This window comes from Brevundimonas sp. (assembly GCF_023259385.1).
Lineage (GTDB): Bacteria > Pseudomonadota > Alphaproteobacteria > Caulobacterales > Caulobacteraceae > Brevundimonas.
In genome coordinates this window covers 1-7,748 of record NZ_JAHFPF010000049.1, presented here as the reverse complement: position 1 = coordinate 7,748, position 7,748 = coordinate 1, and the positions used below count along the sequence as shown (strand labels likewise).

General features: G+C 70.3%; 8 protein-coding genes and 1 pseudogene. 4 read left to right on the top strand and 5 right to left on the bottom strand.

Annotated elements, in window-relative coordinates; translation table 11 throughout:
- Positions 1–94: pseudogene (locus Q0C81_RS05600) on the bottom strand (DUF3576 domain-containing protein); the annotation flags it as partial.
- 478 nt (positions 95–572) lie between these two features.
- On the opposite strand from Q0C81_RS05600, the gene Q0C81_RS05595 reads away from it, so the two are divergent.
- Positions 573–968, top strand: a complete 396-nt coding sequence (locus Q0C81_RS05595) for an NtrZ family periplasmic regulatory protein (RefSeq protein ID WP_291834778.1) — start codon at positions 573–575, stop codon at positions 966–968.
- Here Q0C81_RS05595 and Q0C81_RS05590 read toward each other — a convergent pair.
- Positions 965–1,618, bottom strand: coding sequence for a thiamine phosphate synthase (locus Q0C81_RS05590; RefSeq protein ID WP_291834774.1), 654 nt, complete (start codon positions 1,616–1,618; stop codon positions 965–967). The genes Q0C81_RS05595 and Q0C81_RS05590 overlap by 4 nt on opposite strands.
- Here Q0C81_RS05590 and Q0C81_RS05585 point away from each other — a divergent pair.
- Positions 1,617–2,318, top strand: a complete 702-nt coding sequence (locus Q0C81_RS05585; protein WP_291834771.1) for a YggS family pyridoxal phosphate-dependent enzyme — start codon at positions 1,617–1,619, stop codon at positions 2,316–2,318. The genes Q0C81_RS05590 and Q0C81_RS05585 overlap by 2 nt on opposite strands.
- Positions 2,319–2,381: 63 nt before the next feature.
- On the top strand, positions 2,382–3,068 hold the full coding sequence (locus Q0C81_RS05580) for a response regulator transcription factor (RefSeq protein WP_291834768.1): 687 nt from the start codon (positions 2,382–2,384) through the stop codon (positions 3,066–3,068).
- 63 nt (positions 3,069–3,131) lie between these two features.
- Here Q0C81_RS05580 and Q0C81_RS05575 read toward each other — a convergent pair whose 3' ends face one another.
- A complete protein-coding gene (locus Q0C81_RS05575) occupies positions 3,132–4,022 on the bottom strand; it encodes a LysR family transcriptional regulator (RefSeq protein ID WP_291834765.1) in 891 nt (296 codons plus the stop codon).
- 93 nt (positions 4,023–4,115) lie between these two features.
- Here Q0C81_RS05575 and Q0C81_RS05570 point away from each other — a divergent pair, with 93 nt between their 5' ends.
- Positions 4,116–5,648 (top strand): MFS transporter, encoded by a 1,533-nt coding sequence (locus Q0C81_RS05570; protein WP_291834762.1) that lies wholly within the window; start codon positions 4,116–4,118, stop codon positions 5,646–5,648.
- On the opposite strand, the gene Q0C81_RS05565 is transcribed toward Q0C81_RS05570, so the two are convergent.
- Both Q0C81_RS05565 and Q0C81_RS05560 read right to left on the bottom strand, forming a co-directional pair.
- Positions 5,645–6,679: an aldo/keto reductase gene (locus tag Q0C81_RS05565; protein WP_291834759.1), complete on the bottom strand. Its 1,035-nt coding sequence runs from the start codon at positions 6,677–6,679 to the stop codon at positions 5,645–5,647. The two genes, Q0C81_RS05570 and Q0C81_RS05565, sit on opposite strands and share 4 nt — an antisense overlap.
- Before the next feature lie 11 nt (positions 6,680–6,690).
- A partial coding sequence (locus Q0C81_RS05560) for an MFS transporter (protein ID WP_291834756.1) occupies positions 6,691–7,748 on the bottom strand: 1,058 nt, incomplete at its 5' end.

Sequence of the window (7,748 nt, the reverse complement as noted above, 5' to 3'; positions counted from 1 at the left end):
CGCCCCACGGGTCGGCGTTGGCCAGCGGCATGAAGGCGAAGGTGTCCAGGGTGGCGCGCCACAGATAGGCGTTCACGCCGATGCCCGTCTGGGCGGCGCGCGCCGCTGTGGCCGAGGGCTTTCCGCCGCCGAAGACGTCGCCGACGGTGGGACCGAAGGGACGTTCGGCAGAGCAGGCGCCCAGCACCAGGCCCGAGGCGATCAGGGCGAGCGTCGCACCGCGAACCAGCACCATCGAGAGTTCTCCATTCGATCAAGGGCGTACGCCGGACCTTCCGTCGCACGCGCCGGGCCGCCCGAACGCGGGTCAGAGCCGAAGCGAGGCTCTATAACACGGCGAAAAGGGGCGATGACAAGGCGAAGACGTTTCAAGCGGCGCCGGATCGTGTCCGGGAGGCGGCGCGCACGCGGCGGGGGAGGCCGTGGCCGTGACGCTCGCGCCACAGGAGTCCCTCTGAGTCGTACGGAACTGACGTTCAGCGTCGCCGTTCCGTTGACCGGGCTGTCCGGCGGTGTCTAGTTGCCGGATACAGATCACGCCGGGACCCCCGGCGGGACATGAAGGGCAGGACATGCGCAAGAGCGCCGTCATCGCTGGACTGGTCGCGGGGCTCGCCCTCGTCGCCGCCGCTGACGCCGCCGCGGCCCAAACCGCGACGCGCGGACGTGCGCCTGCGGTGTCCCTGAGTGAAGCCAGCGCCGCCCGCACCGCCACGCCGAGCCAGAACCAGAGCCGTCTGCGCTTCACCGAGCGCGGCCGCTGGGGCCTGGACCTGAACCTGAACCAGCCCGTCGGCCGCGAAGACTCCCTCGGCGACGTCGAGGCCGGGGCCTACTACCGCGTCAACCCGCGCCTGCGCGTCGGGGCCGCCGCCGGCCTGGCCGAGACTGAACGCGATCCGGCCCGCGCGCCGCAGACCGAGCGTCCGACGGCCCGCTTCCGTCTGGAATCGATCTTCCGCTTCTAATCGGCTTCGAAGGCCGCGCGGACCGACCCCACTCCCGCTATTCCATAGACGCCCGAGCCGATGAGCGTGTGCGCGTTCGACGCGTCGACGCCGCCCAGGGCGTAGATGGGCGCCGGGGCCTCCTGGGCTAGCGCCTTCAATCGATCCACGCCGAGCGGGACCTTGGATGCGGAGGCTCCGCCCGCGGGGAAGATCGGGGACACGATCAGGGCGTCGATCCCGACGATATCAGGAATGGCGGACAGGCCGTGGAAGGCGGCGGTGATCGTCCAGCCCGGATGGCGGGCCGCCAGGGCGGGGGCCTGGTCCGTCGCCGCTTCGGGCAGGTGGACGCCGTCAGCCTGGACCGTCTCGGCCAGGGCGGCGTCCAGGCCGATCAGCAGCAGGCCGTCGCGCCGCCGCGTCGCCTCGCGCAGTCGCAGCGCCGTCTCGAGGGCGTCCGGCGCGCCGAAATGGCGCCAGACCACGCCGGCGCCGACGGGCAGGCGTTCGGCGACCTCCCACGGACGCGGCGTGCGTTCGGGATCGGTGAAGAACAGCAGAGGCGGCAGGTTGGGACGCGGGCGGCCTTGCGCCCGGCTGACTTTGGCCGCTTCACGGGCTAGACCGCTGGCGATCCGCCACAGGGTATCCGCGTCCGACCGGTTCATGACCTCCTCTTCCCCCGATCCCTCCATCGCGTCCAGCTTCGACGCCGTCCGTCGCAAGATCGCCCGCGCCTGCCGCATCGCCGGGCGCGATCCGGCGACCGTGATCCTGACCGCGGTGACCAAGACCCAGCCTGACGTCGCCCTGGAGGCGGCGCTGGCCGCGGGACAGCGGGTGTTCGGCGAGAACCGGGTTCAGGAGGCGCAAGGACACTGGTCCGGTCGTCGGGACGCGCCGGGCCTCGAACTGCGCCTGATCGGGCCGCTACAGACCAACAAGGTCGCCGACGCCGTCGCCCTGTTTGAGGTCATCGAGACCCTGGACCGGCCGAAACTGGTCGAGGCGCTGGCGACGGAGGGGGCGAAGGCGGGCCGGGCGCCGCGGGTGCTGGTGCAGGTCAATACGGGCGCCGAGCCGCAGAAGGCCGGGGTTCCGCCGGAAGAGGCCGACGCCTTGGTCGCGCAGGCGCGGGCCGCGGGGCTGACCGTCGAGGGCCTGATGTGCATTCCGCCGGCGGACGAGGCCCCCGGCATCCATTTCGCCCTGCTGCGCAAGATCGCGCGCCGCAACGGACTGGACGTCCTGTCGATGGGGATGAGCGGCGACTATGAGGTCGCGATCCGCTTCGGTGCGACCCATGTTCGCATCGGTTCGGCCCTGTTCGGGGAACGAAATCGCGGCGAAACGCCCTCTGTGGACTGAAAATCACGCCCTAACGGACCGGCGCCCTTGGCGTTTGGACCGGCTCTCTCCATTGTTGGACCCATGCCGACGCCCAAGACGATCCTGATCATCGACGACGACGACGACCTGCGCGAGGCGCTTGCCGAGCAGCTGGCGCTCCACGAGGCTTTCCGCCCGGTCCAGGCCTCGACGGCCACCGAGGGCGTGAAGATGGGCCGTGAGGTCCGCGCCGACCTGATCCTGCTCGACGTCGACCTGCCGGACATGGACGGCCGGGAGGCTTGCCGCCTGCTGCGCAAGGACGGCGTCTCGACCCCGATCATCATGCTGACCGCCCAATCGTCGGATTCCGACACGGTGCTGGGGCTGGAGTCGGGGGCCAACGACTATGTCACCAAGCCCTTCCGCTTCGCGGTCCTGCTGGCGCGCATCCGCGCCCATCTGCGCAGCCATGAACAGTCGGAAGACGCCGTCTTCCGTATCGGGCCCTATGAATTCCGTCCGGCGGCCAAGGTCCTTGTCGACGACAAGGGCAAGAAGGTCCGGCTGACCGAGAAGGAAACCAACATCCTGAAGTACCTCTACCGCGCCGGGGCCAAGGCCGTGTCGCGCGAGGAGCTGCTGACCGAGGTCTGGGGCTACAACGCCGGGGTCACGACCCATACGCTGGAAACCCACATCTACCGCCTGCGCCAGAAGATCGAGCCCGAGCCCGGTCAGGCGCGGCTGCTGCTGACCGACGCGGGCGGCTACCGGCTCCAGCCCTAGATCATTTTGGCTTCAGGTCGTTTCGACCAGACTCCAAAAAACGGTCCAGCATCAGATTTCGCTCTAGGCCAGGGCGGCGACCGGCGCGTTCGCGTCTCGGGAGCGGTGCGACCGGAACCCGGCCGCGATCGTCCGCAGGGCCTCGCGGGACTTGGCGTCGACGAGGGTGGAGAACAGCAGGATCTCCGAGTCGGGCAGGGGCGGAAGCGCATAGCGCTCGCTCACCTCGACCGTCCCGGGCGGCGCGAGCCGCAGGGGAAAGACCGCGATCGCGACCCCCGCCGACACGGCCGCGGCGACGGCCGAGGAACTGCCGCCCACGAACACCTCCGACCAGGCGATGCCGGCGGCGTCGAGCGCCTGGGTCGCGATGTTCCTGACGCCGCATTCGGCCGACAGGGCGGCGAACCGCAACGGCTCGTCCGGCCTGCAGCGAAGATTGGGCGACGCGAACCAGCCGAAATGTTCGGGTCCCAGCACTTCGCCGTCGCGCCGGACGTCCTCACGCCGGACGATGGCGGCGTCCAGCTCCCCACGGTCGAAGGCGTCCAGCAGCGCGCGAGGCGTCTCGATCCGCACCTCGATGGTGAGGCAGGGGTCGTAGGCGTTGAGATGCGCCAGCAGGGTGGTCACTTCGGGTCCAGCCACATGGGCGGCGACGCCCAGGGCGAAGCGCCGACGCGTCGCTGACAGTGTGGCGACCGCTTTTTCGTGCGCGGCCAGGAATTCGCGGGCGGCGTCGATGAACAGGGCGCCCTGGGGCGAGAGCCGGACCAGCCGGGGCGTGCGTTCGACCAGCCGCTGGCCCAACTGGTCCTCCAGCCGCCGGAGCTTGACGCTGATCGCCCCCTGGGTGGACCCGAGCGCCTCGGCCGCGCGCGTGAAGCTGCTCAGGTCGGCGATGGCGACGAAGACGCGTACGGCGGCGACGTCGAGAATGGTGGGTGATGTCATTCGAAATCGTTATCTCTGAAATGGTCAGACATCCAGTTCTGTTGTGACTGGAACCTCCCTAGGTTCGCCGCTCGCCATCACGAGAGGCTTTCCATGACGACCGCTCCCACTGCATCCGCGTCCCGACGCGGCGTGATCGCCCTGCTGGCGGTCTGCCTGTCCGCCCTGATGTTCGGCCTGGAGATTTCCAGCATCCCGGCGATCCTGCCGACGCTCAGGGACCCGGCGGTTCTGGGCGCGGACTTCGCCGAGCTGCAGTGGATCATGAACGCCTACACCATCGCCGTGACGGTAGTGCTGATGGCGACGGGTACCCTGGCCGACCGTTTCGGGCGCAAGCGGGTCTTCATGGCCAGCGTCGTCGCCTTCGGCCTGGCGTCCCTGATGTGCGGCCTGGCCCCGAACACGCCGGTCCTGATCGCGGCCCGCGCCCTTCAGGGCCTGGGCGGCGGAGCCATGCTGGTGTGCGGGATCGCGGTCCTGTCCAACCAGTTCCGCAGTGCGAGCGAGCGAAGCAGGGCCTTCGCCTGGTGGGGGGTCGTCGCCGGCGTCGGCCTGGGATTCGGCCCGCTGATCGGCGGCGGGATCGTCTCGGTCTGGGGCTGGGAATGGGTGTTCCTGATCCACGGCGTCCTGGCGGTGGCCGTGATCGTACTGGCGGCGCTCGCCATCGAGGAATCCCGCGATCCGGACGCGGCGCGTCTGGACCTGGCCGGCATGGCGACCCTTTCCCTGACGGTGTTCTGCCTCGCCTGGTATATCACCCAGGGTCCGGCGCTCGGCTTCGCCAACCCGGTGGCGCTCGCCGTGCTGGGCGTCTGCGTGGCCAGCGCGGTCGCCTTCGTGCTGGTCGAACGGGCGACCCGGCGGCCGATGATCGATTTCTCGATCTTCCGCATCCGCGCCTTCTCGGGCGCGATCCTGGGGTCGGCGGCGATGAACGTCAGCTACTGGCCCTTCATGATCTACCTGCCGATCTGGTTCAGCGCCGGCCTGCACCTGGACAGCGTCGCCGCCGGGATCGGGCTGCTGGCCTATACGCTGCCGACGCTGGTCATGCCGCCGATCGCGGAACGCCTGTCCCTGCGCCTTCAGCCACGGGTCGTCATTCCGGCCGGGCTGTTCACCATCGGGCTCGGCTTCTTCCTGATGCGGCTGGGGAGCGAGACGGCGGACGCCAGCGCCCTGACCATCCTGCCGGGCTGCGTCATCGCCGGCATGGGACTGGGACTGACGAACACGCCCGTCACCAACACCACGACGGGCGCCGCGCCGCCCGAGCGCGCCGGTATGGCGTCAGGCGTCGACATGAGCGCGCGCATGATCTCCCTGGCGGTGAACATCGCCTTGATGGGCTTCATCCTGTTGGAAGGCGTTCGCGCCTCTCTGGCCGCCGCCTCACCCGCGGGCACCGACGCCGCCAGCCTGAAGGCGATCGCCGAACAGGTCGCCGCCGGAACCACGCCGCCGATCGAGGCAGGCGTGCCGGCGGCGGTCGTCCATCAGGCCCTGGCCGACGGCATGGGCGGGGTGCTGCTCTTCGGCGGCGTCAGCGTCTGGGTCTTCGCCCTGGCCAGCTGGCTCGCCTTCCGATCGGAGGCGGCCCCAGGCTCCCACCGTCCCTAGACCGGCGGCGGATTGACCGCCCGGAACCCGCCTTCGCCCCAGTACGGGTAGTGGGGATAGGCCGGCGTCACCGCGCTGGCGGCGTCCAGGCGTGCGACCTGTTCAGGCGTCAGCGTCCAGCCCACGGCGCCCAGGTTCTGGCGCAGCTGGTCTTCGTTGCGCGCGCCCAGGATCACGCTGGACACCGTCGGGCGACGCAGGAGCCAGTTGATGGCGATCTGGGGTACGGTCTTGCCGGTCTCGGCCGCGATCTCGTCCAGGGCGTCGACGATGCGGTACAGGCGCTCGTCGTCGACGGGAGGACCGAAGGCGGCGGTGTCGTGCAGGCGGCTGCCGGCGGGCAGGGGCTGTCCGCGGCGGATCTTGCCGGTCAGGCGGCCCCAGCCCAGCGGGCTCCAGACCATGGCGCCGACGCCCTGGTCCAGCCCCAGCGGCATCAGCTCCCATTCGTAGTCGCGGCCGACGAGGGAGTAGTAGGTCTGGTTGGCGACGTATCGCGGCCAGCCGTTGGCGTCGGCGAGCGCGAGCGACTTCATCAGTTGCCAGCCGGAGAAGTTCGAGGCGCCGACGTGCAGGACCTTGCCGGCCTTCACCAGGGCGTCCAGGGCGGCCAGCGTCTCCTCGATCGGGGTGTGGGCGTCGAAGGCGTGCAGTTGCAGCAGATCGATGCGGTCGGTCTGCAGGCGGGCCAGGGCGTCATCGACGGCGCGGAGCAGGCGCGCGCCGCCGGTCCCCTTGTCGGCGGGGTCGTCGCCGAACGGCAGGCCGACCTTGGTGGAGATCAGGGCGGCGTCGCGGCGGCCCTTCAGCGCCTCGCCGAGAATGCTTTCCGACGCGCCGTTGGAATAGACATCGGCGGTGTCGAACAGATTGACCCCGGCTTCCAGGCAGATGTCGATCAGACGCCGGGCGCCGGCGACATCGGTGTCGCCCCAGGCGCTGAACAGCGGCCCCTGACCCCCGAAGGTGCCGGCGCCGAAGCTGAGGACGGGGACTTCGAGCGTGGACGCTCCGAGACGGCGGGTTTCCATGGAGAACTCCTTCAGGCGGGAACGACGCGGGCGCGGCGTTCGATGGAAAGGCTGAGAACGGCCAGCCCCAGGGCGGCCAGGGGCACGGCGGCTGAGATCATCGGCACGGCGGCGATGCCGATGCTCGCGATCACCGCCCCGCCCAGCCAGGCGCCGAAGGCGTTGCCGAGGTTGAAGGCGGCGATGTTCAGGCTGGACGCCAGCCCCTGACCCGCGCCGCCGGCCTGCTGCAGCACGCGCAACTGCAGCGGGGCGACGGTCGAGAAGGCGGCGGCGCCGAGGAAGAAGGTCGCAACGATGGCGCCGATCCGGTCATGGAAGGCCCAGCCGGAGACGAACATCACCAGCGTCAGGGCCGCCAGCGTGCCCAGCAGGGCCGGGGCCAGGCGCCTGTCGGCCAGCTTGCCGCCCAGCAGGTTGCCGCCGACCAGACCCGCGCCGAAGACCAGCAGGATCGGCGAGACGGCGGCCTCGGACCAGCCGGAGATCTCGGTCAGGATCGGCTGGATATAGGTGAAGATGGCGAACACCCCGCCGAAACCCAGCACCGTCATGGCCAGGCCGAGCAGGACCTGCGGGCGCTTGAGCACGGCGAACTCGTCGCGCAGGCGGCCCAGCGGCTCGGTGGTCTTCGTCGCGGGGACGAAGGCGGCGAGGACGGCCAGGGCCAGAATGCCGATGCCGGTGACGGCCAAGAAGGTCGAGCGCCAGCCGAACTGCAGGCCCAGCCAGGCGCCGAACGGCACGCCCAGCAGGGTGGCCAGCGTCAGGCCGGTGAACATGATGGCGATGGCCGAGGCCTTCTTTTCCGGTGCGACGAGCTGGGTCGCCACGACGGCGCCGACGCCGAAGAAGGTGCCGTGGGCCAGGGCCGTCAGGATGCGCGCGGCCATCAGCAGCTCATAGGTCGGTGCCACGGCGCAGGCGAGATTGCCCAGGGTGAAGAGGACCATCAGCACCAGCAGGGTGGTCTTCTTCGGCAGGGTCCGCGTGGCGATGGTCAGCAGGGGTGCGCCGACGAAGACGCCCAGCGCATAGCCGGTCATCAGCAGGCCGGCGGCGGGGACGG